The 24,005-nt window shown below is 64.2% G+C and carries 19 protein-coding genes; 11 read left to right on the top strand and 8 right to left on the bottom strand.

Going from position 1 to position 24,005, the window contains the following annotated elements; all coding sequences use genetic code 11:
- Positions 1–203 precede the first annotated feature (203 nt).
- Positions 204–491, bottom strand: a complete 288-nt coding sequence (locus BMW89_RS38310) for a hypothetical protein (protein WP_244547510.1) — start codon at positions 489–491, stop codon at positions 204–206.
- Between the two features lie 178 nt (positions 492–669).
- Here BMW89_RS38310 and BMW89_RS04260 point away from each other — a divergent pair, with 178 nt between their 5' ends.
- Together BMW89_RS04260 and BMW89_RS04255 are read left to right on the top strand one after the other, a co-directional pair.
- Positions 670–2,130, top strand: coding sequence for a DUF6056 family protein (locus tag BMW89_RS04260; RefSeq protein WP_244547527.1), 1,461 nt, complete (start codon positions 670–672; stop codon positions 2,128–2,130).
- Positions 2,131–2,151: 21 nt separating this feature from the next.
- Positions 2,152–3,114 (top strand): glycosyltransferase family 2 protein, encoded by a 963-nt coding sequence (locus BMW89_RS04255; RefSeq protein ID WP_092022965.1) that lies wholly within the window; start codon positions 2,152–2,154, stop codon positions 3,112–3,114.
- A gap of 3 nt (positions 3,115–3,117) precedes the next feature.
- Here BMW89_RS04255 and BMW89_RS04250 read toward each other — a convergent pair whose 3' ends face one another.
- The 5 genes from BMW89_RS04250 to rfbF are packed head-to-tail and all read right to left on the bottom strand — an operon-like array spanning position 3,118 to position 9,112.
- Positions 3,118–4,038, bottom strand: a complete 921-nt coding sequence (locus BMW89_RS04250; RefSeq protein ID WP_092022963.1) for an NAD-dependent epimerase/dehydratase family protein — start codon at positions 4,036–4,038, stop codon at positions 3,118–3,120.
- Between the two features lie 42 nt (positions 4,039–4,080).
- Positions 4,081–5,838 (bottom strand): thiamine pyrophosphate-binding protein, encoded by a 1,758-nt coding sequence (locus BMW89_RS04245; protein WP_092022961.1) that lies wholly within the window; start codon positions 5,836–5,838, stop codon positions 4,081–4,083.
- A 15-nt stretch (positions 5,839–5,853) separates the two neighbouring features.
- Positions 5,854–7,212 (bottom strand): lipopolysaccharide biosynthesis protein RfbH, encoded by a 1,359-nt coding sequence (gene rfbH / locus BMW89_RS04240; protein ID WP_092022959.1) that lies wholly within the window; start codon positions 7,210–7,212, stop codon positions 5,854–5,856.
- A gap of 53 nt (positions 7,213–7,265) precedes the next feature.
- Positions 7,266–8,345, bottom strand: a complete 1,080-nt coding sequence (gene rfbG, locus BMW89_RS04235) for a CDP-glucose 4,6-dehydratase (protein WP_092023400.1) — start codon at positions 8,343–8,345, stop codon at positions 7,266–7,268.
- Positions 8,342–9,112, bottom strand: a complete 771-nt coding sequence (rfbF, locus tag BMW89_RS04230) for a glucose-1-phosphate cytidylyltransferase (RefSeq protein ID WP_092022957.1) — start codon at positions 9,110–9,112, stop codon at positions 8,342–8,344. Before rfbF ends, rfbG begins: the two co-directional genes overlap by 4 nt.
- A 227-nt stretch (positions 9,113–9,339) precedes the next feature.
- On the opposite strand from rfbF, the gene BMW89_RS04225 reads away from it, so the two are divergent.
- The 7 genes from BMW89_RS04225 (at position 9,340) to BMW89_RS04195 (ending at position 16,493) form a co-directional block, all read left to right on the top strand.
- A complete protein-coding gene (locus BMW89_RS04225) occupies positions 9,340–10,302 on the top strand; it encodes a UDP-glucuronic acid decarboxylase family protein (protein WP_092022955.1) in 963 nt (320 codons plus the stop codon).
- 43 nt (positions 10,303–10,345) lie between these two features.
- A complete protein-coding gene (locus BMW89_RS04220) occupies positions 10,346–11,650 on the top strand; it encodes a hypothetical protein (RefSeq protein WP_092022953.1) in 1,305 nt (434 codons plus the stop codon).
- A gap of 4 nt (positions 11,651–11,654) precedes the next feature.
- Positions 11,655–12,833, top strand: coding sequence for a CgeB family protein (locus BMW89_RS04215; protein ID WP_092022951.1), 1,179 nt, complete (start codon positions 11,655–11,657; stop codon positions 12,831–12,833).
- Positions 12,834–12,959: 126 nt separating this feature from the next.
- Positions 12,960–13,406: a cupin domain-containing protein gene (locus tag BMW89_RS04210; RefSeq protein ID WP_092022949.1), complete on the top strand. Its 447-nt coding sequence runs from the start codon at positions 12,960–12,962 to the stop codon at positions 13,404–13,406.
- Positions 13,403–14,524, top strand: coding sequence for a DegT/DnrJ/EryC1/StrS family aminotransferase (locus BMW89_RS04205; protein ID WP_092022947.1), 1,122 nt, complete (start codon positions 13,403–13,405; stop codon positions 14,522–14,524). Before BMW89_RS04210 ends, BMW89_RS04205 begins: the two co-directional genes overlap by 4 nt.
- Positions 14,521–15,288, top strand: coding sequence for a class I SAM-dependent DNA methyltransferase (locus BMW89_RS04200; RefSeq protein WP_092022945.1), 768 nt, complete (start codon positions 14,521–14,523; stop codon positions 15,286–15,288). Before BMW89_RS04205 ends, BMW89_RS04200 begins: the two co-directional genes overlap by 4 nt.
- Positions 15,285–16,493, top strand: coding sequence for a glycosyltransferase family 4 protein (locus BMW89_RS04195; protein ID WP_092022943.1), 1,209 nt, complete (start codon positions 15,285–15,287; stop codon positions 16,491–16,493). The genes BMW89_RS04200 and BMW89_RS04195 overlap by 4 nt, the downstream gene beginning before the upstream one ends.
- Positions 16,494–16,499: 6 nt before the next feature.
- Here BMW89_RS04195 and BMW89_RS04190 read toward each other — a convergent pair whose 3' ends face one another.
- Positions 16,500–18,080 carry a lipopolysaccharide biosynthesis protein gene (locus tag BMW89_RS04190; protein ID WP_143062708.1) on the bottom strand — a complete coding sequence of 527 codons (1,581 nt, stop codon included), beginning with the start codon at positions 18,078–18,080 and terminating at the stop codon, positions 16,500–16,502.
- A 127-nt stretch (positions 18,081–18,207) separates the two neighbouring features.
- Between BMW89_RS04190 and rffA the strand changes: the two genes are divergently transcribed.
- Positions 18,208–19,350, top strand: coding sequence for a dTDP-4-amino-4,6-dideoxygalactose transaminase (gene rffA, locus BMW89_RS04185; RefSeq protein ID WP_092022939.1), 1,143 nt, complete (start codon positions 18,208–18,210; stop codon positions 19,348–19,350).
- Positions 19,351–19,353: 3 nt separating this feature from the next.
- Here the strand turns inward: rffA and BMW89_RS04180 are convergent, their stop codons facing one another.
- Positions 19,354–20,043, bottom strand: coding sequence for a hypothetical protein (locus BMW89_RS04180; RefSeq protein ID WP_092022937.1), 690 nt, complete (start codon positions 20,041–20,043; stop codon positions 19,354–19,356).
- 334 nt (positions 20,044–20,377) lie between these two features.
- Here BMW89_RS04180 and BMW89_RS04175 point away from each other — a divergent pair, with 334 nt between their 5' ends.
- Positions 20,378–23,992, top strand: coding sequence for an autotransporter outer membrane beta-barrel domain-containing protein (locus BMW89_RS04175; RefSeq protein ID WP_244547509.1), 3,615 nt, complete (start codon positions 20,378–20,380; stop codon positions 23,990–23,992).
- Positions 23,993–24,005 lie beyond the last annotated feature (13 nt).

The raw sequence follows: 24,005 nt of genomic DNA, 5'->3' as shown, positions 1-24,005 counted from the left end.
CAGGGATTGTTGACATGGATGTCGGCGGCGACATGCCCGAGGCCGGCGAAATTGCGAGAGTAGAAATCGGCGACGCCGAACAAGCTGGCGTTGCGCGCCGCCATCTGCACCGCGTAGGGCTCGTTCTCGAGGTCCGTTGCCGCCGGTAAAGCCAGGCGAGAAAGCGCGGATAGTCGGCGTTGAGGATCAGGATACGCACGGCGTCATGCCTTCACTTCGAACAGGCCGCAGGGCGTCACGTACCAGAGCAGGAACAGGATGGCGGTGCCGTGGGTCAGCAAGGCGACCGAGAGCGGCACGTTGAGTAAAACGTACGGCAGCAAGCCGGCGGACATCAGGACGAAGTGGGCCGGAAGCCCCGCGGAGGCGCGATTGCCGAACGCGAGCACGAGCGTGGCCAGCGGCGCGAGAGGCCCGCCAAATGGGTCTGGAAGACCTACCGTAATGTGGAGAAGCTGCCGCTGCTCAAATCGGCCTGGTACTTCGGCCATTGGGGCGCGCGCCTGGCTGAAACGGCGGCAATTCTAACAGCCCGCGACGCTCGCAGCTCTGGCGCAGGCAGGCGCCGCACGGCCACCAGCAACGGCCGGAAATCAACATTGCGACCTGGATCGCTTGTCACTAGTCTGGCCAGGTCGAAGGGGGCTTTGCGTGTACAATCAAAGTGTTATGCCATTGGCGGCGCATCCCCTCGCCGATCGCCGAGTAAACCTCGCCTGGGCGCTGTGCAGCCTGCTTCCGGCAATCTTTCTGTTCTGCCTGTTTACACTGACGTTGCTCAGCGCGCCCGAGCATGACGATTTCTGTTTCGCGGATCTGTATGCGCGCCACGGGTTCGCCCAGACCATTTCGATCGACTACCACTCGCTATCGGGCCGGGTCGTGGCTTTGTTCCTGAGCCAGCTTCCGCCGGCGATCTCTGCAGCCGCCAATATCAGCCTGCTGTCGGCCTATTCGTTAACACTGGCCGCAAGCGCGGGCCTGTTCCTGCTCGGGTCGGCTGTCGCGATCGTCCGCGCATGGCCGCGCGCCGGCTTGCCGCAATTGACCTTCCTCACGCTGGCGTTTGCGAGCACCGTGGTCAGCGCGGCGCCGAGCCTGCGCGAGTTGCTCTACTGGCTGGCGGGCCTGACCTGCTACGTGCCACCAGCGCTCCTCGCCATTCTGATCCTTGGCGAGTGCACGCGGGCGCTCGACACCGAAACGGAATTTTCCTGGCCGCTCACCATCGGCATGGCGCTGGGCGGTCTGGTTGCCGCCATGTGCAATGAGTTTACCAGCTTCTGGCTGCTGTTGATCCTCGCCGCATCCCTGCTCGCGCGTCACCAGCTTGGTCAGCCGCGCCAGATCGCGCATCACGGCCTGATCGCCGGCGCCGTCGCCATCGGCTTTGTCGTCGTGGTATCGGCCAGCGGCAACAGCACGCGCATGGAGCAATTGCCGAATGCCGGTCATCTCCTGCCGTCGCTATTCAACGGCTTCCGCGATTCGCTGATCGGGCTCGGCCTGTTTTTCCGCGAACCCGCGATCGTCGTCTCGCTCGTCGCCGCAGGCGCCATCGCTCTGGTCGAGCCGGAGCCGGCAAGGCCGGCATCCGCCAACGGCAAGATGCTGGCGCTCGGCATCATCGCCGTCTGCCTTGCCTGCTGCTATTTCGAATATTTCGCACATCGATATGCGACCGGATTTCGGCTCGTCGAAAGAGCGCAGAACGAGGCGCTGATCCTGCTGCTGTTCGGACTGATGCTGAGCGTCAGGCTATTGGTTCGCGCTTACCGCGCGCAATTGCGCGAGTGCGTCTCGGCAAGCCGCGCCCGCGGCCTCATCGGTCCGGTCGCGCTGCCGACGGGCCTTGGGCTTCTCATGATCGCCTCGCTCGGCCTCAGCTCGACGGCGTCGCTGCTGCGCAAGCAGTGGCAGGACCTCACCCCGTATTGGCAGGAAAGCATCGCACGGCACATCCTCCTGACGACGAGCCCCGAGCCGGTTCTCACCATTCCCAGGCACAAATGGACGCCGTCCCTGCTGATGACCTCCGACGTGACGGCCGACGCCGGCAGATTGCCGAACGACTGCATCGCCAGATATTATCACAAGTCCGCCATCTACGCCGCCGACGCGCCGCACTGACCCTTTGCCCTTTCCAGAGACATGACCGTGAAAACAATCAGCGTGATCACCCCCTGCTACAACGAAGAGCTTAACGTGCGGGATTGCTATGAAGCGATCCGGAAGATCTTCGATAGCGAGCTCAAGGGCTATCGGCGCGAGCATATTTTCTGCGACAACGCTTCCGACGACCGCACCATGGAGATCCTGCGCGAGATCGCCACGCAGGATCCAGCGGTCAAGATCATCGTCAACGCACGCAATTTCGGGCCGCTACGCAACACCTATAACGGGGTGATGGCGAGCACGGGCGACGCTGTTCTGCTGTTCATGCCGGCGGACATGCAGGACCCGCCCGATCTGCTGCCTCAATTCGTCGAGCTGTGGGAGGCCGGCAACGAGATCGTCTACGGTATCCGCGCGGTGCGCGAGGAAAACCGTCTGATGCGCGGGCTCCGCGGTGCCTACTACAGCGTGCTGACCCGATTCTCCGAGCTCAAGGTGCCTCCGGGCGTCGGCGACTTCCAGCTGGTCGACCGCGAGGTGGTCGAGCGGATGCGGCAGGTGCGCGACGGCTACCCATTCATGCGGATGATGACTTTCGAATGCGGCGGTCGCGCGGTGGGCGTCCCCTACACCTGGCGCGCACGTAAGAAAGGGCTATCGAAAAACCGCGCCGCGGCCCTGATCGATCAGGGCATCAACGGATTGGTCTCCTTCACGTCGGCACCGCTGCGAATCGGACTCTATGCGGGCTTCGCGCTCTCGTTCGCGAGCATCGCCTATGCCGTGATCAACCTGCTGCTCGGCTTTGTCCTCTATCAACGCCTCGCTGAGCCTGGTATCCTGACACTCATCGTGGCGATGTTCTTTTTCGGCGGCGTCCAGTTGTTCTTCATGGGCATGATCGGTGAATATATTCTGGCCATCTACGGCCAGGTCCGCGAGAAACCCGTGGTGTTTGAGCGGGAGCGGGTCAATTTCGACGGAACACCACGCAGCTAGAGATCACCTGTCGCCCGCGTCCGCAGTCTTGGACCACGCAACCGTTTCGCGCAATCCTTGCTCAAGCTGGACGGCGGGACGCCAACCCAGACCTTCGAGCCGCTTCACATCCGCGGCAAGGACCATGACCTGGTCAGGCCGATAGGGCACCTCGCCAAAGCCAAGATCTCCGGTGCCGATGAGATCTCGCAACTGAGCGACCGTGTGGCGGAGCGGCGGCGCCTCCGGACTGCCGAGATTGTAGACACCCTCGGCGCCCGGATTTGCGAGGACCAGCCGAACGGCCGCCGCGGCGTCTCGGGCGTGAAGGAAGCCCCAGCGCTGTTCGCAGCCCGTCAGAGCCATATGCCCATTGGCGCGAAGCGTCCTGATCATACTTGGAATCAACCAGGAATCGTTGTCCTTGGGGCCGTAGATCGAAAATATGCGCAGCCACGCAAAACGCAGCTTGCGTTCCGCGCAGCGCCGCTCGGCCATCAGACAGCTCGCGAGTTTGGCGATGCCGTAGAGGGTCGTCGGCCTCGGCGGATCACTCTCGACGATCGCTCGATCATAAGGACCATATTCAGCCTGAGACCCCGCACCGACGAAGATCGTCGCGCCCGCGTCCGCGGCGAGGTCGATCAGTTCCACGGCATCGACGATGTTTCGCGCCTGATCCTTGTTGTTTCGATCGCTGCTGCCGACACCGCGCCAGGCCATGTGCACCACGGCATGCGGCCCGAACGAACGAAGTCCATTCGCAAGCCCGGCAAGATCATCGAGCGTTCCCCCGATCACGCTAAGCTGGTCCAACTTGCCCGAGAGGCGCCAGGAGTTGGCGCCGGACCGCAGCAACACCGCAACATCATGCCCCTGCTCGATCAGGTCGGCTACGACGTAAGACCCCAGAAAACCCGTCGCTCCCGTTACGAAAATGCGCATCGCGATCCCGGCAATGTCATGGATAGTAACTTCATGCGAGATCTATGCGATTCGCAGGGAATCCGGCCTAGGATAGTCCACGAAGCGGTTACCTTCGGCGTATTCGCTCTCGCCGAGATAGGGAAATTGGTCGTTGATGGGGCGCCCCATCTCGAGCTTCGGTTCGATCAGCGTATGCTCGCTCAGCATCACGTCGATCACGATCGGTCCGCCAGTGAACAACCCCGGCTCGATCTGCTCGAGACGTTCGATGCGCGCATAGCGCAGCCCATAGGCCGCAGCCAGCGCGCCGAAATCGGGAAAGCTCAGGCCATCACGTGAGGCGCTATAGCGGCCCTGCATGTAGCTGTCCTGGAATTGCTTGATGATCCCATACGATCCATTGTTCATCACAATAATCGAGATATCCAGATTGTTGTGACGAACAGTCTGGAGCTCCTGAATATTGAGATGAAAGCCGCCGTCCCCGTTGTAGGAGATCACCTGCCGGTCCGGACGGTCGATCTTGGCCCCGATCGCTGCCGGCAGCGCATAGCCCATCGGCGAGTTGCCGCCGGGATTGAACAAGGTATGCCGTTTCACCTTGAACGCCTGATAGAGCCAGCAGACCGCAGCGCCGGTATCACCGATGACGATCGCGTCCTCCGCGACGATCTCGTTGACCCGACGGATCACATCGTAAGGCGACAGCGAGTTCAATCGCGCAGCCGAGGTGCTGACTTCCTTGTGGTAATAGCGTTGCTTCATCGCCGCGACGTAGTCGCCCCACTCCGCATTGAGTGGCCGAGCATCGAGTTCGCGCAACACTTCCGGCAGCCGGGCGAAGTCGAGATCACTGGTGCGATAACCGTCGTGACCATATTTCGCCAGCTCCTCGACGTCGACGTCGACGACGTGAACGGTGGCGCCTGTCGCGAACTGCTTGGCGTTACCGGAGCGCTGACGGTTATCCAGCCGGCTGCCGAACACCAGCACGGTATCCGCGTTCTGCAACACGAAATTCGCACCGCGATTTCCGTAGACTCCGATCTGGCCGACGAAGCCAGGATGGTCGTGATCGAAGTAGCTGAGGCCGGCCCAGCTCGACACGAACGGTAGGCCGTTTTGGCGCAACCAGTCCGCAACTTGCGACTCGATGCCGGCAAGGCCAATTCCCGCCCCCCAGAGGACCACAGGGCGCTCTGCCTCAGCCAACGTCCGCTTCAGATCCGAGAGCACCTTTGCCGGCTCCTGCGCTGCCACGGGCTCCCTCGAAGGCAGCAGGATATCGTCCTCGACCTCAGCCTGCTGAACGTCCATGGGAACGTCGATCAGCACGGGCCCCATCCGGCCTGACGTTGCGATCGCATAGGCCTTGGCCAGTTCCTCGCGCAGCTCGGCGGCGCTTCTGACCATGACCGCATATTTCGTGACCGGCCGGACGATCTCCGCGATCTTGGTTTCCTGGAAACCGGCCTGACGCACATTGGCGCCGTGAAACGTGCTTCCCTCGCGCTGGTTCACCTGACCGGTGATGTGCAGGGAGGGGATGGAATCGAAATGGGACGTGGCAATTCCGGTGATGAGATTCGTCGCCCCAGGGCCGGACGTCGCCATGGTGACGCCGACCTTGCGACTGACACGCCACAGTGCGTCGGCAGCCATCGCAGCCCCCTGCTCATGCTGGAAGCACGTGTAGTGAAGCGCCTGATGCTGCGCGACCGCATCGATCATGAATGCGCAGGCGCCGCCGGTGAGAAGGAATACCCGGTCGCTGCCGACCCGCGAGAGAAATTCCGCGATGTATTGTGCTCCATTCATCGTGTCATTCCCACGTTAGACGCCACGAGATCGGGTGGCACAGAAGTCGCGCATCACATTGAGGACGTAGCTGATGTGCTCGTCGTCGAGCCCCGGATAGACGCCGATCCAGAAGGTCTGGTTCATGATCGTATCGCTGTTGGCAAGCGACCCGTGAACCCGAAAATTGCGTCCGATCATATAAGGTTGCCGAACCAGATTGCCGCCGAACAACAGACGCGTCCCAATGCCACGTTCGTTCAGATGCCGTACGATGGCGTCACGCTTGAACGGCGCCCCCTCGCGAACCGTCAGCACGAATCCGAACCAGGACGGCTCGCTGTTGGGCGTGGGCTCCGGCAAGATGAAAAACTCTTCGAGGGGCTTCAGTCCACTCTTGAGCAGATCGAAGTTTCTGCGCCGGGCGGCAATGAAACCTTCGAGATGATCGAGCTGCGAAACACCGACCGCCGCCTGCATGTCGGTAATCTTCAGATTGAAGCCGAGATGGCTGTAGATATACTTGTGGTCATATCCATGGGGTAGCTCGCCGAGCTGCCAGTCGAAACGGCGCTGGCAGGTGTTGTCCTTTCCCGGTTCGCAATAGCAGTCACGTCCCCAGTCACGAAACGTCTCCATGGCGCGACGTAAGCCCGGATGACTGGTGAAGACTGCACCGCCCTCACCCATCGTGATGTGGTGAGCGGGATAGAAACTCAGCGTGCCGATGTCGCCGAAGGTACCGACGTGGCGCCCCGAATACGTCGCCCCGAGCGCGTCGCAACAATCTTCGATCAACCACAATTTGTGCCGTTTGGCGATATCGGCGATCTTGCCGACATCGAAGGGGTTACCGAGCGTGTGCGCCACCATGATCGCGCGCGTGTTCGGCGTGATCGCCTCTTCCACAAGCTCGGGAATGATGTTGTAGGTCGGAATATCGACATCGACGAACACCGGAACCATGCCCTGCGTCATCGCTGGATTGACCGTCGTCGGAAACCCCGTCGCCGCGGTAATCACCTCGCTTCCGGGCGGAACCTGCCGGTCCCGGAGCAAGGGTGAGGTCAGCGCCGAGAAGGCGACGAGATTGGCCGAGGATCCCGAGTTGACCGTCATGGCGTATCGGGCACCCACTCGCTTCGCCAGTTTCTGCTGGAACTCCTCGTTGAAGCGACCTGTGGTCAGCCAGAAATCCAGCGCCGAATCAACCAGCGATTTGACGTCGCTTGAATCGAAGACTCGGCCTGATACAGGCACGGACGATTGCCCGGCGACGAACTGCTTCGGCGCATGCGCGATGGCGGAGTATTCATCCACCAGTTCCATGATCGAAGCTCTGATATCTTCAAGGCTTCTTTGACCCGATCGAGCAGATGATGGCGTCGATTTCATGAGACTTACTTAACCCTGACCGCGACAATCTGGCCGCAAGATGGTTTGGATGCCTACTGCGCCGCGCCGTTCGGCACGGTGTCTTGCAGTACGCGTTCGAGCTGTTCGAGAGAAACGCGACGAAGGTCCTGGCCGCGCTGTAGCGCCTTGTACCAGTCGACGGTGAGAGCCAGCCCCTGTGACAGACGCAGACGCGGCGTCCAGTTTAGCCACGTGCGGGCGCGTGCGCAATCAAGCCGCAAAAAGGCGGCTTCGTGCGGATGCGGGCCGTCATCTGCCGTCCAGCGCGCACCGTCGCCCCATAGCGCGATCAACTGCTCGACCACCGTCCCGACCGGGACCTCGCTTGCGGCGTCGGGCCCGAAATTCCAGCCGCCAGCAAGACGCTCATCGCTCGCCAGCCGCTCGACCAGCTTGAGATAGCCGAGCACCGGATCCAGCGCGTGCTGCCAGGGCCGCACCGAATTCGGGTTGCGGATGCGCAGCGCCTGGCCTTCGAGGAACGCCTGCATCGCATCGGGCACCAGGCGATCGCGCGCCCAGTCGCCGCCGCCGAACACGTTGCCGGCGCGCGCCGTCGCGACGCGCGCCGCGCTCGGCACGTTGAAGAAGCTGCGGCGATAGGAGTGCGTCACGAGCTCCGCGCAGGCCTTGCTGTTGCTATAGGGATCATCGCCACCGAGACGGTCGCTCTCGCGGAAGGCCTCGCCCGTGCCGTTGTTCTCGTAGCACTTGTCGGTGGTGACGATCAGCATCGCCTGAAGCGAGCGCAGCTGCCGTGCCGCCTCCAGCACGTGCACCGTGCCCATCACGTTGGTCGCGAAGGTCTCGACCGGCTCCTCATAGGACGGGCGCACCAGCGCTTGCGCCGCCATGTGGATGACGATGTCGGGAGCGGCCTCCGCCATCGCGGCGCGCAAGGTGGAGAGATCGCGGATGTCGGCGATGCGGTGCCTGATGTCATCGGCAATCCGCGCCGTCACGAACAGCGAAGATTGATGCGTCGGCGCCAGCGCATAGCCGTAGACGTCGGCCCCGAGGCGACGTAGCAGCAGCGACGCCCATGCGCCCTTGAAGCCGGTATGGCCGGTGAGAAAGACCTTCTTGCCGCGCCAAAATGCCGGGTCCGTCACCAGACCCTCCATTTGGCGCGGTTGCCCGCCCACTCGCCTTCGAGGAAGTTGCGGTCGCGCAGCGAATCCATCGGGTGCCAGAATCCGGGATGCACATAGGCGCGCAGATCGTCGCCGCGCACGAGCTGCCCCATCGGCTCGCGCTCCCAGATGGTCGTGTCGTCCGCGATCAGCTCGCCGACCGATGGCGACAGCAGGAAGAAGCCGCCATTGATCCAGCCGCCGTCGTCGTTCGGTTTCTCCTCGAAATTGACCACACGGTCGCCCTCGATCGCGATCGCGCCGAATCGTTTTGCCGGCCGCACCACCGAGACGGTGGCCCTGCGTCCATGTGCCTTGTGGAAGGCGATCTCGGCGCCGAGATCGATGTCGGCGACGCCGTCCCCATAGGTCAGCGCAAAGAAGGGTTCGTCGGCGACGTAAGGCAGCACCCGCTTCAACCGGCCGCCGGTCTGGGTGTCCTCGCCGGTGTCGACCAGCGTGACCCGCCAGGGCTCGGCGGTCTCGCGATGCACTTCCATCCGGTTCTCGGCGATATGGAAGGTCACGTCGGACATGTGCAGGAAGTAGTTCGCAAAATACTCCTTGATCATATAGCCCTTGTAACCAAGGCAGATCACGAAATCATCGAAGCCGTAATGGCTGTAGATCTTCATGATGTGCCAAAGGATGGGCCGGCCGCCGATCTCGACCATCGGCTTCGGCCGCGTGGCGGTCTCCTCGGCGATTCGGGTGCCCAGGCCTCCCGCGAGAATGACGACCTTCATTCACTGCTCCAAACCGGGAACACGCTTCCCCTCGCATCCCCAAATGCTTCGATACGAACCTGCCTAGCTGAAAAATCGTCCTAGGCCCAACCTCGGATTCTAAAATGGTATTATATTACCATCCGCAAGCCTATTGGCGTTTCCACCTGTAGCCGATACCACTCCTGCCGGCCGCACCGGACGAGACCGTCTCAAAGCGCGATTTGAAGACCCAGCTGGAACCGATAATGCCGTTTGAAAACTACAAGAACAGCCGCATCCTCGTGACCGGAGGCGCCGGCTTCATCGGATCGCACATCTGCGAGCGGCTGCTCGATGCGGGCGCCGAGGTGGTGTCCGCGGACAATTACTTCACCGGCAGCCGGCGCAACATCGCTCATCTCATCTCAAATCCGCTGTTCGAGGCGGTCAGGCACGACGTCACCTTCCCGCTCTACATCGAGGTCGACGCGATCTTCAACCTGGCCTGCCCGGCCTCGCCGATCCACTACCAGCGCGATCCGGTGCAGACCACCAAGACTTCGGTGCACGGCGCCATCAACATGCTCGGCCTTGCCAAGCGGCTCAAGGCGCGGATCTTCCAGGCCTCGACCAGCGAGGTCTATGGCGATCCGCTGATCCATCCCCAGACCGAGGACTATTGGGGCAACGTCAACCCGATCGGCATCCGCTCCTGCTACGACGAGGGTAAGCGCTGCGCCGAGACGCTGTTCTTCGACTATTGGCGCCAGCACGGCCTGCCGATCAAGGTCGCGCGCATCTTCAATACCTATGGCCCGCGCATGCAGCCCAATGACGGGCGCGTGGTGTCGTCCTTCATCGTCCAGGCGCTCCAGGGCGAGCCGATCACCGTGTTCGGCGACGGCGGGCAGACCCGCTCGTTCTGCTATGTCGACGACCTCGTCGAGGCCATCCTGCGATTGATGGTGACGAAGGAAGACGTCACCGGGCCGATCAACATCGGCAACAATTCCGAATTCACCATCCGCGAACTCGCCGAGAAAGTCATCGAGCTCACGGGCTCGCGCTCCAAGCTGGTATTCAAGCCGCTGCCGCAGGACGACCCGCGGCAGCGCCAGCCCGACCTCACCAAGGCGAAGGCGGCGCTGAATTGGGAGCCGAAGGTCGCGCTCGAAGACGGCTTGAAAGAGACTATCGCCTATTTCAAGCACTCGCTCGAAATCGCCTGACCCCGCTCGCAACTCACCGCGTCCGCAAGCGAGCCCGTCCGCCATGAGCGCACCGTCCGGCATCATCAGCGACTTGCGAGCCCGGCTGGACTCCAGAGCGGCGCTGACGGTCCTGCTGCTGCTGCACAGCGCCGTCACCTGCATCTCGCTGATCAAGGTTGCGGCCTTCCAGTCCTATATCCACTTCAGCAGCGAGCGCCTCTGGGTCGCGGTCGCCGTCGCCGCCGCCTTCTCGCTCGTCTCGCTGCTGTTCGCCGCCGCCCGCTTCAGCTTCGGCTATTTCGCCGGCTTCTATTTCTACACGATGATCCTGGGCTTCCTGTGGATCGACGTGTCCTCGGAATACAGCTACCAGCATTTGCTCGCGGGGCTTTCTGCAGCAGTATCGCTCGTGCTGTTCCTGTGGCCCGCACTGTTCGTCCGGGCGCCGCTCCGGCAACTCGTCGTGCTGTCGAACGCCCGTTTCGAGCATCTGCTGACGCTGATCCTGGTGATCTCGATTGTCACCATCGCCGTGGCCTCGACCTACAATTTCCGGCTGGTCGCGATCGCTGACATCTACGACTATCGCGACGCGCTCGCATTCCCGGGAGCCGTGCGATATCTCACCGGGTGGGTCTCAAGCACGTTGCTGCCGTTTGCGTTCGCCTGCTACTGGCTGCTCGGCTATCGCTGGCGCGCCGCCCTGGTGCTGGTCCTGCTCCTGTTGTTCTACCCAATTACACTGACGAAGTTCGCGTTCTTCACGCCGGCCTGGCTAATCACACTGACCGTCCTGTCGCGCGTCCTGGAGGCGCGGACCTCGGTCGTCGCATCGATCTTCGTTCCGATGCTGCTCGGCCTCGTCGCGATCGTCCTCACCGGCGCCACCCTCGCCAGCATCCCCGGCAAATATTTCGACCTCGTCAACATCCGGATGATGGCGACCGCATCGAGCGCGCTCGACATCTATAACCATTTCTTCGCGAGCCATCCGCTGACCTGGTTCTGCCAGATCTCGGTCCTCAAGCCGCTGACGCAGTGTCCCTACCAGGAGCCGCTGGCGATCGTGATGCAGAACACCTACGGCTTTGGCAACCTGAACGCGTCGCTGTTTGCGACCGAAGGGGTCGCCTCCGTCGGTCTTGCCCTCGCGCCGCTGACCGCGCTCGCATCGGGCCTCGTGCTGGCACTCGGCAATCGTGCCTCGGCTGGGCTTCCGCCGCGCTTCGTGCTGATGTCAGCCGGCGTGCTGCCGCATGTCCTGCTCAACGTGCCGCTCTCGGTCGCCATGCTGACCCACGGCGCCACCATCCTGTTCCTGCTCTGGTACGTGATGCCCCGCAGCCTGTTCGAACCGAAAACGTGACGCCGTGCGCATCCTGATCCTCAATGCCGATTATCCGCGTTTTCTCTCCTGGCTCTACCGCCGCCATCCGGGCCTCGAGAACGAGCCCTACGCTGCGCAGATGGCGGCGCGGAACGCCAGCCTGTTCGGGGTTGCCGATTTCTACTCACGCAATTTCGCACGGCTAGGGCACGTCGCCGCTGACATCCACGTCAACAATCCCTGGATGCGGGCAGCGTGGGCGCGCGAGCACGGCCTCGCCGTCACCGAGCCGGCGCCGCCAGGCGCGCCCGCGGCGCGCGATGCCATCCCCGGCTGGCTGCAACGCGCGGTCGCGCCGTTCAAGCCGGTGCTGCGACCGCTCGCGCGCAAGGTCGGCCTCAGCCCGCGCCTCGACACTGAGGCTGAAAACATCCTGCTGGCGCAGATCGAGGATTTTAAACCCGATCTCGTCCTCAACCAGGATCTGTTTCACGTCGACACGCGCCTGGCGCGCCGGATCAAGGAGATCGGCCGCCCGGTCCTGGTCGGCCAGGTCGGCATCTCGCCCTCGCGCGGCGAGGATTGGTCGGTCTACGACCTCATGATCTCGCAGATGGGTGCGGTGGTGGAGTTCTTCCGCGCCCATGGCGCGCGCGCCGAAATCGTTCACCTCGCCTTCGAGCCCACGATCCTCGACGTTCTGCCGCCGCCGCCGTCGCAAAGTTTCGACGTCACCTTCGTCGGCGCGGTGTCGGCGGATCACCAGCTCCGCGTCGCGCAGCTCGAAGCGGTGGCGCGGCGCTACGACCTCAAACTGTTCGGCAGCGGCCTGCACACCCTTCCCGCCTCCTCGCCGCTACATCGTTGCTACCAGGGCGAGGTCTGGGGCGTGGAGATGTACCAGGCACTGCGCGCCTCACGCGTCACGCTCAATTCGCACATCGACATGGCCGGCCGCGAGGCCGGGAATGCACGCCTGTTCGAAGCGACCGGCGTCGGCGCATTCCTGCTCACCGACTTCAAGGACAATCTGCACACGCTGTTCGCCCTCGATCGCGAGGTCGCCGCCTGGCGCACGGTCGAGGACTGCCTTGCGCAGATCGAACGCTATCTCGGCGACGACGCGGCGCGCAGGTCCATCGCGACGGCGGGACAGGCCAGGACATTTGCCGCCCACACCTTCCGCCGGCGCGTCGAGGAGATCCTGGGTTACGTCGGTTAAATCCGCGCCAATGTCGCACCGATTGTCATGTTCGGTCCGCCCTTGACGGTCCCGGCCAAAATGGCCAAAGTGAGCAGCGGGACGGCTATCTCACTCTAATTGCAGTGCTTTTTGTCGAGGCTTACGATGGAACACGTCGAACATGTTCGATTCGGCGATCAGCTTTATGCGATCATCGTGCGCGCCTCGTTTCGCGAGCCGGGTATCCATTTCTTTTCGACGCCGGAACTGTCGCAGCAGCTCGCTTATATGAGCCATCCGAAAGGCAAGAGCATCGAGCCGCATCGCCACAACAAGGTGACGCGCGAGGTGCACTACACCCAGGAAGTGCTGCTGATCCAGAAGGGCAAGCTCCAGGTCGACTTCTACACCGTCGAGGAAAAATATCTCGAAAGCCGCGTGCTCGGCGCCGGCGACATCATCCTGTTGTGCAGCGGCGCCCACGGCTTCCACGTGCTCGAACCGCTCGAAATGTTCGAGATCAAGCAAGGCCCCTATTCCGGCGAGAACGACAAGACGAGGTTCACCGAAGTTCCACCGTCCGAGATCCGGATCAAGGACCCAGGCCGGTGACCGCGCCATTCATTCCCGTCAACACGCCACTGCTCGATGGCAACGAGGCCGAGTATCTCGCCGAATGCATCCGCACCGGATGGATCTCTTCGGAGGGACCGTTCATCAAGCGCTTCGAGCAGGCGATGGCCGAGACTGCGGGACGTCGCCACGGCATCGCCGTGACCAACGGCTCGGTCGCACTCGACATTGCGGTGCATGCGCTCGGGCTCGAGCAAGGCTCCGAAGTCATCATCCCGACCTTCACGATCATCAGCTGCGCCGCTGCGATCGTGCGCGCCGGCCTCGTCCCCGTCGGGGTCGATTGCGATGCCGCGACCTGGAACATGACGGCCGAGGACGTCGAAGCCGCGATCACGCCGCGCACGCGCGCGATCATGCTGGTTCACATCTACGGCCTGCCGGTCGATCTCGATCCGATCATGGCGCTCGCGCGCAAGCACGATCTGAAAGTGATCGAGGACGCCGCCGAGATGCACGGCCAGACCTATCGCGGCAAACCCTGCGGCAGCTTCGGCGACGTCTCGACTTTCAGCTTCTATCCGAACAAGCACGTCACGACAGGTGAAGGCGGCATGATCCTCACCGACGATGATGCGCTCGCCGATCGCCTGCAAGGCTATCGCAATCTCTGCTTCCAGCCGCAGCAACGTTTCGTCCACGAGGAGCTCGGCTGGAACGCGCGCATGACCAACCTGCAGGCCGCACTCGGCGTCGCCCAGGTTGAGCGCCTGCCGCGGACGGTCGGGCTCAAGCGCCGGATCGGCCGGCTCTATGACGAGCATCTCGGTGGCCTCAACAGCATCCGCCGCCCGGTCGCCCGGACCAGCTATGCGGACAATATCTACTGGGTCTACGGCATCGTACTGAACGACGACGTGCCGTTCGACGCCAAGGAGGCGATGCGCCGTCTCGGCGAGAAGGGCATCGGAACACGGCCATTCTTCTGGTGCATGCACGAACAGCCGGTGCTGCGCCGGATGGGCCTGATGCTCGACGAATCCCATCCGAACGCGGAATACATAGCCCGCCGCGGGTTTTATCTGCCAAGCGGCCTTGCCTTGACCGATGATGAGATCACTCGCTCCGCGCAGGCGCTGAAGGAGATTTTGGCGTGACGGTGTTCGCCGAATACGCGCCCTGGTATGATCTCCTCTACCGGGACAAGGATTACGCGGCGGAGACGGCGTTCGTCGAAGCGCGCCTGCGCGATTACGGCGTTTCCTCAGGCAAGCTGCTTGATCTCGGCTGCGGCACCGGTCTGCACGCACTCGCCTTCGCGCGCCAGGGATGGAATGTTGCCGGTATCGATCTCAGCCATGAGATGATCGCAAGCGCCAAAACGCGCGCCGAACAGGCCGGGTTGTCGATTCCATTCCGGCAGGGCAATGCCTGCGAGACGGGCCCCGAACGCGACTTCGATGCCGTGGTATCGCTGTTTCATGTCGCGAGCTACCAGACTAGCCGCGACGCGCTGGCGGCGATGTTCCGCACCGCTCATGCCGCGCTGAAGCCCGATGGCGTGCTCTTCTTCGACTATTGGTATGGCGGCGCCGTGCTGGCGCAGGGCGTCGAGACGCGGGTCAAGGTGATCGAGCAGACACCGCTGCGCCTCACCCGCATCGCGCAATCCGACCACGACGAGCAGGCCGCGACCGTCACCGTGAACTACACGCTGTTCTGCGAGGACACCAAGCGCGCCACGATCCGTCGCGTCGATGAAGCGCACCACATGCGCTACTGGTTTCCGTTCGAGATCGACGCGGCGCTACAGGCGAGCGGCTTCGAGCCCGCAGCCCATGCCGCATGGCTGACGCAGGACGCGCCGAGTACGAAGAGCTGGGCAGCCTACGCGGTTACCAGAAAGAGCGGCACGCCGTGAGACCGCTGCGGCTCGCCGTGATGCTGGAACAGGCGCTCGAGGTCGGCGGCGGCTTTCAGCAGCCGCTCAACGATCTGCTGTGGCTGCGCGACTGGGCCGCCACCTCGGGCAACGAGATCGTGGTCTACTCGCCCTATCCGAAGACGCTGGAGATCCTGAAGGAGTTCGGCGTCGCAGGCCGGCTGTGCAAATTCGGCGTGATCGACTATCTCTTCCTGTTCCTGAAATATTGCGGGCCGTTCGATCTCGTCCAGATCGCGCTGAAGCTGAAATCGCCGTTCGAGCGCGCGCTGATCCGCGACGGCATCGACGTCGTGCACTTCACCTCGACCTCGAAGCGGCATCTGCTGCTGTACGAGCTGCCTTTCATCATCACGATCTTCGACGGCTGCCATCGCGACGCGCCGGAGTTTCCGGAAGTCCGCACCTTCGGCGAATTCGAGCGCCGCGAGATCCTGTTCGGTCTTGCCAGCACCAAGGCGGCGGTGGTGATCGTGAATGCACCCGAGCTGACCGACGATCTCTGCCGGCGCTACGCCATGGAGCGGGATCGCGCGGTCTGTATCCCGTTCTCGCCCTCGGCCTATGTCAGCCAGTCCGCGCCAGCCGCTGCCGACGATGCGGCGGTGCTGGCAAAGTACCGGCTCGAGCCCGGCTATCTGTTCTATCCGGCGCAGTTCTGGCCGCACAAGAACCACATGACGCTGCTCGCAGCGCTCGCGAGCCTGCGCGAGCGGGGCATCACCGAACGGCTGGTGCTGTGCGGCTCGGATCGCGGCGGCCGCGACAAGATCAACGCGGCGATCCGCACCCTGGGTCTGTCGGATCAGATCTCCATCATCGGCTTCGTCGAGTCGGCCGAGCTCGGCGCGCTTTATCGCGGCGCGGCGGCGCTGGTGATGCCGAGCTATTTCGGCCCGACCAATCTGCCGCCGCTGGAAGCCTGGGCGGTCGGCACGCCCGTGATCTACCCTGAAGCCTTCAAGGCCCAGGCCGGCGACGCCGCGCTCCTGTTCGACTACGACGATCCGCGCTCGCTCGCTGATGCGATCGTCACCCTCCGCACCGACGGCACGCGCGAGCGGTTGCAAGTAGCCGGCCATGTCAGGCTCGCGCAATTTGCCGAGGAGACCAAGGCCGGCCACGCGCAATTCGCCCGCCATCTGGAACGGCTGAAGCATCGGCTGGCGCTGACGCCGCGCTAAATTAAGCTAGGCCGGAATCAACGCCCGCAAACGCTCGCGCAGCGCCGCATTCAGCAGCGGGCTTGCGAGCACACCAACCGCAGCCAGCCAGATCGCGCATTCCACGATGAAATGCACGAGCCCGCTCCCCCGCACCAGCGTGGTAATCGCAAGCCCGATCAGCCAGCCTGACGCCACGATGACGACGGCCATCAGCGTCAGAAACGCGATATGCCAAAGCGGCTGGCGCAGGGTTTGCCGCATCACCGTCAGCGCGAGCAGGCCGAACTGCACGAGCATGTCGCTCGCGACCACGGCAAGCGCGGCACCGAGTGGTCCTAGCCGCGGGATCAGGATGAAGGACAGCACCAGGAAGACGACGAGCTGAAGTCCCTTGGTGCGGATCAGGAGGTCGCCGCGATTGCTGTGGTTGGCAAAGCCCAGCGCCAGCAGCGACGGCGCCACCGCCGCCGAGCCAAGCAGCAGCGTCACCGTGAGCGGCGCGTCATAGGGGATGCTGCCATGGGTCCACAACGCGAAGAAGTCCGGCCAGAACGGCAGCAAGCCAGCGACGATCAGGCAGGCAAGGCCGGTCACGAACACCGAGCCGTGGGCGTAGAGCCGGCGCAGCCGTTCCTTGTCGCCGATCGCATGGTCGTGGCCGAGCTCGGCGGCGAGCGGCAGCGTGACCTGGAGGCAGAGGCCGCGCACCAGGCTCGCGATCACCCGCGTCAGGCCCCATTGCGCCACCGCGACGCGGTTGGTGACCAGTGCGGAGACCAGCAGCACGGGAACGTTGACCAGCGCGAGCTCGGTGAAATTGCCGACCGCGAAGGGCAGCGCACGGCCGAACTGCCCGATGCTCCAGCGCAGCGATGGCGGTGTGAATGGCGGCTTGCCGGCACGGCGCAGGAACGGAAACAGCCGCGGCGCATCGAATGCGGAGAGGCCAATCGTGAACAGCAGTTGCATCGATACGAAGGCGATCGCCACCGCGAGCAGGCTGCCGAACATCGCGAGTGCCGCCAGCTGCGCGATCTGGCCGAGCAGCAGCGCGCCGTTCTGCAGCCACACCGTCCGGCCGTACTGGCCACGCACGCGATAGAGGCCTGAGGCGAGATTGGCGGGCAAGGTCAGGAGCATGCCCAGCGTCATCACCAGCATCGCGGCGTCGAAGGTCGGCGCGGCGTGGAAGCCGAGGACCGTCGACGGAGGCGCCAGATAAATGGCCGCACACAGCACGACGCCCAGCACGGCGATGACGGCGAGGTAGATCCGCAGCATCGCCGAATAGAAGTTCGCCGTGCGCCCGTCGCAGTCGACGCAGGCCTTGAAGGCGAGAAAGCGATTGATCGCCCGCAGCTGCAAGCCGGCGTCAGCCACGACCACGAGACTGCCGGCCGCATAGATCGCGAGCCAGGCCGCAAGCAAGTCGCTGCTCCAGACATGCAGGAAGGCGGGGATCAGCAGCAATTGCTGGGTCAGCCCCAGCACCATCTGGACGAGGTTCGCGGACCAGCCCTGCAGGAGCCGTCGGGCGCGGCCGACCCCGCCGGGTCCGCTCGAACCGCCGGACGTGCCGGGCGCGTCCATTTGCGTATCGGTCAAGCCGCATCCTTCCCGGCAAGCCCCGGCGCGCGATCGCCGGTTGATTCCCGCAATGAAAGCCGCCAATTTGGCGCGATCGGATTGGGACGTTGAAGCCGCGTCTTAAGGCGGTTAGACAGCTTAGGCAATGGCATCCGAATTCATCCCCTTCAACCGGCCTTACGTCACGGGCAAGGAGCAGGCCAATATCGAGCTGGCTCTGAAGAGCCATCATTTGTCGGGCGACGGGGCCTTCACCCGGCGCTGCCACGAATGGCTCGAACGGCGCACCGGCAGTGCCAGGGCGCTGCTCACGCATTCCTGCACCTCCGCCCTCGACCTCGCCGCGATCCTGCTCGATCTCAAAAGCGGTGACGAGGTCATCATGCCCTCCTTCACCTTCGTCTCGACGGCGAACGCTTTCGTGCTGCGCGGCGCGATCCCTGTCTTCGTCGACATCCGCGAGGACACGCTCAACCTCGACGAACGCCAGATCGAGGCCGCCATCACCTCGCGCACCCGCGCGATCGCGCCGGTGCACTATGCCGGCGTCGCCTGCGAGATGGACCCGATCCTCGCGATCGCAAAGCGCCACGCCTTGCGCATCGTCGAGGATGCGGCGCAGGGCATCATGGCGAGCTACAAGGGCACGCCACTCGGCGCCATCGGCGATCTCGGCAGCTTCTCCTTCCACGAGACCAAGAACATCATGTCGGGCGAAGGCGGCGCGCTGCTGGTGAACGATCCCGCGCTCGCCTTGCGCGCCGAGATCATTCGCGAGAAGGGCACCGATCGTGGCCGCTTCTTCCGCGGCGAGGTCGACAAATACACCTGGCAGGACGTCGGCTCGTCGCTGCTGCCGAGCGACCTGACCGCAGCCTTCCTGTGGGCCCAGCTGGAGGACGCCGAGCACATCACAAGCGAGCGGCTCGCGATCTGGGATCGGTATCACACCATGCTGGCGCCGCTCGAGCAGCGCGGGCTGCTGCGCCGTCCGGTCGTGCCCGGCCATTGCACGCACAATGGCCATCTCTATTACGTGCTGCTGCCGCGAGGTACGAATCGCGACACCGTGCTCGGCAAGCTGCGGGACGCGAAGATCGGAGCGGTCTTCCACTATGTGCCACTGCACTCCGCGCCGGCCGGGATGCGGTTTGGGCGCACGCATGGCGATCTCAAGCACACCACGGATCTGTCCGAGCGGCTGGTCAGGCTGCCGTTCTGGATCGGTTTGCAAGAGGCACAACAAGAGCGGGTCTGCGAAACGCTCGGCGAGATCCTCGGACGATAATCCTTACAGCCCGTCCGACTCGCCGTTCTTCGGCGTGGCGCGCGGCACGAAGGGCGCGAACGGCGTATCGATCGAGGTCGGCATGGTCAGCTTGCCGCCGGCCTCCATGGGCGTGGTGCCCGCCGCGGGTGGAGCAGCGGCCGTTCCGTCCGGCCGCTGCAGCGTCAAAACCTCACTGCGATCGCCCTGCTTGAGCGTCACCTCGCGCGGCTGAACCGCCGTCAGCGACCAGCCGCCGAGCGATTCGCCCTGCCGCAGCCGCACGACCTTCTGGTCGGTGCGGTTGACGAGAATCGCGATCGCATCGCCCTCGCCCACCACGGCCCCCACCAGCATCAGCGGCGGCGGCGCATCGACCGGCTTGGGCGGCGGAGGCTGCAGCTCTTCGACCGCCGATGCGGCGACCGCACGCGGCGGTGGCCGGCGCGAGGCCGAGAAGATCGGGCGATCCTGGGTCGTGGTCAGCGCCGAGAGCGGTACGGCCCACAGCGGATTGCCGCGGGGAACCGGCTTGCTCACAGCCTGCGCCGGCTGCGCGATCGGCCGCACCGCGCCGACATCGACGCTTTCGGCGGGGCCGGCGGCATCATCGGGCAGGATATCCATGCGCGAGGACGTGGCCGCCGAGCTCGCGGCGATGCCCAGTACCGCGCACAGCGCGGCCAATCCCATCGCTCGAAGCCAGGCGAACATCGCATTCCCTTACGATCAGCGGCCGCGCCAGCACGCGGCAAGCCTTCCAGCGCAAACTAGGCCTGATACGCCTGACCATCAACCCGCGCCGTATCCGCTCAATTCTGCCGGAGCGCCCGTCTCTCCAGGCCGCCTATGTTGCGATGCATGAAAATGTTGCCCAATGGCCACGATCGCTGAAATTGCACGCGCAACGGGCTGGAACCCGGAGCAAACAGACCCCCGTTCATTGCGAGGCGCTGCGACGCCATGAGATTATGGCAGGGCAGCGGGGCTGCGCCGAACGCCGCGTTGCATGATTGCGATGATTTCATTTTCTGATTTGAGAGCAACGATGGCCGGACCGACGATCGGGCGTGAAGGGATCGAATACCGGATGCGGTCCGTATTCCGTCACGCGCTGGCAACCCTGCTCGCGACCACCGCGCTCGGCGTCGTCGCCGCGCATGCCGTGGACGGCAACTGGATCGGCGGCACCAGCGAATGGACGGATGGCGCCAACTGGGGCCCGACTCCGACCGTGCCGGACGGCACCGCGACCTTCTCGACCTCGGCCGACACCAACATCGCCAGCAGCGGCCTCGTCAACATCGGCAGCGTGATCTTCACCGCCGCGCCGAACGCGCCGGCCTATACGATCACCACCAGCGACATCTTCGTGGTGAACGGCACCGGCATCTCCAACAATTCGACCAGCATCCAGACGTTCAACGTCGGTTCCAGCATGGTGTTCTTGAATTCCAGCACCGCGAGCGCCGGCAGCAATGTCGTGACGTACAGCGTCAGCGGCGGCGCGATGAGCTTCAACGATACCAGCAGCGCAGGCACGGCGAACATTACCAATGGCGCCATCGGTGGCGGCGACATCGAGTTCAACGGGAGCAGCAACGCGGGAACCGCGACCATCATCAACAACGCGGTGATAAACTTCAACGACACGAGTTCGGCGAGCGGGTCCAACATCACGAACAACGCGACCGGATTCATCACGTTCAACACCTCGTCGACTGCGGGCACGGCGACGATATCGAACAGCGGCACGCTGACCTTCGCCAACTCCGCCACCGCCGGCAGCTCCACGATCACGACCAACAATGGCGGCATCACGAGCTTCACCGGCACCTCGACCGGCGGCAGCGCGCGCTTCATCACCAATGCCGGCGGCACCTTCGACATCTCGGGCCTCTCCAGCACCGGCATGACGGCGGGCTCGATCGAGGGCGCCGGCGACTACGTGCTCGGCGCCAAGACGCTCACCACCGGCAGCCTCAACACCTCGACCCAGGTCGACGGCGTCATCTCCGGCACCGGCGGCGGCCTGACCAAGGTCGGCACCGGCACGCTGACGCTGACCAACGTCAACACCTACACCGGCGCGACCACGATCTCGGCCGGAACGCTGGCGTTGTCGGGCTTCGCCAGCATCGCGAGTTCCAGTGTCGTCACCGTGAATGCGACGCTCGACATCTCGGCGTCGTCGTTCCCGTTCAATGCCATCACGACGCTGGCCGGCAGCTCCTCCGGTGTCGTCAACATGGGCAGCAATGGGCTGTTCATCAGCAACGGCTCGACCGAGTTCGCGGGCGTCATTCAAGGCACCGGCGGACTCGAAGTCGGCGCCGGCACGCAGACGCTCTCGGGCGTCAACACCTACAGCAGCGTCACGCAGATCGACACGGGTGCGACGCTGGCGCTGAAGGGCAGCGGCTCGATTGCGAGTTCGCTCTACGTCGCGTTCTCGGGCGCGGGCGCAACGCTCGATATTTCCCAGACCACGTCCGGGGCATCGGTGACACAGCTGTTCTCGTTCGGCGCCAACGGCGTCGTCGCGCTGGGGTCGAAGACGCTGACGGTCACGGTTGGCAACTCCTTTGGCGGCGTCATCCAGGACGGTGGCATCGGCGGCGGCGCCGCCGGCAACCTCGCGATCGCGAGCGGCGCGACGCAGCAGCTCTACGGCACCAATATCTATACCGGCACCACGACCATCGCGGCCGGCGGCGAGCTCGATCTCATCAACTCCGCCGGCAGCGACGGCAGCATCGCGACCTCGAGCAATGTCGTCGCCAACGGCATCTTCGACATCACGGCCTTGAGCACCGGCACCTCGATTAAGTCGCTGGCGGGCTCCGGCAACGTCAATCTCGGCGCCAACACGCTGACGATCACCAATGCCAACGGCACCTTCGCCGGTGTCATCGGCGATGCCGGCGCCGGCGGCGGCCTGACGATGGCTGGCGGCACGGAGACGCTCTCCGGCGCCAACACCTATACCGGCGCCACCACCGTGAACGGCGGCAAACTGGTTGTGGACGGCTCCATCGTCAGCGCGAGCACCGTCAACACCGGCGGCACGCTCGCCGGCAGCGGCATGGTCGGCAGTGTCGCGGTCACCGGCGGCACGCTGGCGCCCGGCAGCACGGCGAGCCCGTTCGGACCGCTGACGGTGAACGGACCGCTCAGCTTCACCGCCGCCTCGACCTATCTCGTGCAGGTCTCCTCGACCAATGCGAGCCTCGCCAACGTCCTTGGCGCAGCCACGCTCGGCAACGCGACGGTGAGCGCGATCTTTACCTCTGGTATGCTCAAGAAGCAGTACACGATCCTGTCCGCGACCGGAGGCCTCGGCGGCACCACCTTCAACGCAGCCGTCGTCTCCAACATGCCGACAGTCTCCGCGACGCTGAGCTACGATCCCAACAACGTCTTCCTCAACGTCAACGTCAACTTCACGCCGGCCAGCGGCGGCCTCACCGCCAACCAGCAGAACGTCGCCAACACGCTGACCAATTTCTTCAACACCACCGGCGGCATCCCCGCGGCCTTCGCGGCACTGACGCCGGCGGGCTTAACGACCGCCTCGGGCGAGCTCGGCACCGGCATCATCCAGTCCGCGATCAACGCCGACGGCCAGTTCCTCAATTTGATGCTCGATCCGACCGTCGTCGGCCGCTCGAGCGGCTTCGCCAAGGCCGGCAGCGTCGCGCAATTCGCCGAGAGCGACGACGCTTCTGGCTACGCGTCGATGCGGCCGGCCAATTCGCACGAGCGTGAGGCCTATGCGATGGCGACCAAGGCGCCGCAGCTGCTCTCCGCGCAGCCGGCCAACCGCTGGAGCGTCTGGGCGGCCGGCTATGGCGGCTCGGCGCAGGTCGGCGGCAATGCGGTGGTCGGCTCGCAGGACCTGACCGCGCGGGTCTGGGGCGGCGCCGCCGGCGCCGACTACAGGCTTTCGGTGGACACGCTGGTCGGCTTCGCGCTCGGCGGCGGCGGGATGAACTACTCGCTTGCCAATGCGATGGGCTCGGGCTCGGCCGATCTGTTCCAAGCCGGTGCCTATGGCCGGCACAATTTCGGACCGGCCTATATCTCGGCCGCGCTCGCCTATGGCTGGCACGACGTCACCACCAACCGCACCGTGGCGCCCGGCGGCTTCGACCAGCTCCAGGGCCGCTTCAAGGCCGACACCTTCTCGGCCCGCTTCGAGGGCGGTTATCGCTTTGCGACGCCGCTGATCGGCATCACGCCCTACGCGGCGGCGCAGGTGACAAACTTCAACCTGCCCAATTATTCCGAAGTCAGCCTCAATGGCGGCGGCCTGTTCGCGCTGAACTACACATCGCAATCGCTGACCGACACCCGCTCCGAGCTCGGCCTGCGCACCGACAAATCCTATGGGATGCAGAACGGCGTGCTGACCTTGCGCGGCCGCGCCGCCTGGGCGCACGATTACAATCCGAGCCGCGCCGTCACCGCGCTGTTCCAGACGCTGCCGGGCACCAGTTTCGTCGTCAACGGCGCCAGGGTCGATGCCGACTCCGCACTGGTCAGCGCCAGCGCCGAGATGAAATGGCTGAGCGGCTTCTCGGTCGCCGGCACCTTTGACGGCGAGTTCTCCGGCAACGTCACCAGCTATTCCGGCAAGGGCGTGTTCAAGTACAGCTGGTGAGCTGACGAAGTTC

The organism is Bradyrhizobium sp. OK095 (genome assembly GCF_900109945.1).
In the GTDB taxonomy this organism is placed as follows: Bacteria; Pseudomonadota; Alphaproteobacteria; order Rhizobiales; family Xanthobacteraceae; genus Bradyrhizobium.
The sequence above is the reverse complement of the archived record's forward strand: the minus strand, read 5'-3'. Positions and strand labels throughout refer to the sequence as shown.

Bases quoted from the DNA above. Each gene is read 5' to 3' on its own strand.
- rfbF (WP_092022957.1), bottom strand. From the start codon at position 9,112: ATGAAGGTCGTCATTCTCGCGGGAGGCCTGGGCACCCGAATCGCCGAG.
- BMW89_RS04250 (WP_092022963.1), bottom strand. From the start codon at position 4,038: ATGCGCATTTTCGTAACGGGAGCGACGGGTTTTCTGGGGTCTTACGTC.
- rfbH (WP_092022959.1), bottom strand. From the start codon at position 7,212: ATGAAATCGACGCCATCATCTGCTCGATCGGGTCAAAGAAGCCTTGAA.
- BMW89_RS04260 (WP_244547527.1), top strand. From the start codon at position 670: ATGCCATTGGCGGCGCATCCCCTCGCCGATCGCCGAGTAAACCTCGCC.
- rffA (WP_092022939.1), top strand. From the start codon at position 18,208: ATGGCATCCGAATTCATCCCCTTCAACCGGCCTTACGTCACGGGCAAG.
- BMW89_RS04255 (WP_092022965.1), top strand. From the start codon at position 2,152: ATGACCGTGAAAACAATCAGCGTGATCACCCCCTGCTACAACGAAGAG.
- BMW89_RS04245 (WP_092022961.1), bottom strand. From the start codon at position 5,838: ATGAATGGAGCACAATACATCGCGGAATTTCTCTCGCGGGTCGGCAGC.
- BMW89_RS04175 (WP_244547509.1), top strand. From the start codon at position 20,378: ATGGCCGGACCGACGATCGGGCGTGAAGGGATCGAATACCGGATGCGG.
- BMW89_RS04220 (WP_092022953.1), top strand. From the start codon at position 10,346: ATGAGCGCACCGTCCGGCATCATCAGCGACTTGCGAGCCCGGCTGGAC.
- BMW89_RS04210 (WP_092022949.1), top strand. From the start codon at position 12,960: ATGGAACACGTCGAACATGTTCGATTCGGCGATCAGCTTTATGCGATC.
- BMW89_RS38310 (WP_244547510.1), bottom strand. From the start codon at position 491: ATGGCCGAAGTACCAGGCCGATTTGAGCAGCGGCAGCTTCTCCACATT.
- BMW89_RS04180 (WP_092022937.1), bottom strand. From the start codon at position 20,043: ATGTTCGCCTGGCTTCGAGCGATGGGATTGGCCGCGCTGTGCGCGGTA.
- BMW89_RS04225 (WP_092022955.1), top strand. From the start codon at position 9,340: ATGCCGTTTGAAAACTACAAGAACAGCCGCATCCTCGTGACCGGAGGC.